General features: G+C 70.8%; 1 protein-coding gene and 1 pseudogene. Both read right to left on the bottom strand.

Annotated features, from left to right (window positions below; genetic code table 11):
• A pseudogene (locus GM676_RS31235) lies at positions 1-200 on the bottom strand (hypothetical protein); the annotation flags it as partial.
• 7 nt (positions 201-207) lie between these two features.
• A complete protein-coding gene (locus tag GM676_RS31230) occupies positions 208-1566 on the bottom strand; it encodes an MFS transporter (RefSeq protein ID WP_371866424.1) in 1359 nt (452 codons plus the stop codon).
• Between the last annotated feature and the right edge of the window lie 6 nt (positions 1567-1572).

Below are 1572 nucleotides of genomic sequence, written 5' to 3'. Positions count from 1 at the left end.
GGACCGGCCGCGCCGGCCGCGCCGGCACGCTGGCGCAGCGCCTCGTCGATCGCCGCGCGCGCCACCGCCATGCTGTGCTGCCCGGAGCGCGCCATGCTGTTGGCCATGTCGAGCGGGCTACAGCCGCGGTCCAGGTTTTCCGTGATCCAGGCGCGCCAGGTCTGCGGCAGGGAAGTAAAGGCGTTGTCAGATTGGGTCATCGCGTCATCAGGGACTGGTCGGATGGGAAGCCCATTCTAACGGATTGCGCGCGCGCCGCCGCACAAACCACAGCAATCCGGGCAACTGCAACAACACCAGCGTCCCAAACGCCGCCTGATACGCCGGCGCCGGATAATGGCCCGGCAGGTCGGGCCGCCAGCAGCCCACCACCAGCCCGAAGCCCGCCTGCACCGCGAACGCGCCGAGGAAAATCAGCAGGTTCAGGCAGGTGGCGGCGCGTCCCGTCAGCGCGCCGGGCAGGCTTTGCGCGACGATGGTGTACTCGATGCCGGTCACCGTGCCCACCAGCGTGAACAGCACCGACAGCAGCTGGTAGCTGGGCCGCCAGTCCAGCACAAAGCCCAGCTGCACCAGCAGGAACAGCGCCACCCCGGCCGCCGCCACGCTGATCGGCCGCACGCCGCGCCTGCCCGCCCATTCGGTCAGCATGCCGACCGCGATGGCGCCGAAAATCACCGCCGCCATGCCGAGGTACAGCAGATAGCCGACCGCCTCCTCCGAAAAACGCGCGACGTCGCTCAGCCAGCGCGAAATCCACAAGCCCTGGATGCCGAAGAACACCGTGTGCGGCACCAGCACCAGCGCCGCCGTCTCGCGGAAGGCCGGATGGCGGTACACCGCGCGCATGGCCTCCAGCAACGGCGCCTTGCGGGCGCTGGGCGGCTGCGGCGGCGACAGCGCGCGGATCAGAATCCCGGTCAGCGCGGCGGCCGCCGCCAGCCATACAAACAGCCCGCGCCAGTCCATGTAATGCAGCGCCAGGCGCACCGGCAGCGTGGCCGACGCCGCTCCCAAGCCGCCCACCGCGATCAGATAGCCCTGCACCGACGGCAGCCGCGCCGGCGCGATCCAGGTCGAGATGGCCTTCACCGCCGACATGAAACAGCCGCCGAGCCCCAGCCCGATCACCGCCCGCGCCACCAGCAACTGGGTGAAGGTCTGGCCGCCGGCGAACGCCAGCGCGCCGACGCCGGCCAGCATCAGCATCGGCAGCTGCACCCTGGCCGGTCCCCAGCGATCGAGCGCGATCCCGACCGGCAGCTGTGCCAGCGCGAAGGCGAAGAAAAACGCGCTGGTCAGCAGTCCAAGCTGGCCGGGCGTCAACGACAGCGCCACCACCAGCTGCGGCGCCAGCGTGGCATTCACCGTCCGCATCAGGCTCGATAAAAAATGTCCGAGCGCGAACGGCAGAAACACCAGCACAAACACCGCGCGGCCAGAAAGCTGCCCGCCAGCCGGCGGCGCGGAGGGCAGCGGTGCGGCGGGCGAACGCACATTGGGCAGTGCTGGCGGCGCGGGTACGGCTGCCGGGCGCACATCGCGCGGCGCGGTCGGCGCGGGCACGGCGGC

Source organism: Duganella radicis (assembly GCF_009720825.1).
Classification (GTDB): Bacteria; Pseudomonadota; Gammaproteobacteria; order Burkholderiales; family Burkholderiaceae_D; genus Rugamonas; species Rugamonas radicis.
This window is presented reverse-complemented; position numbering and strand designations above follow the sequence as displayed.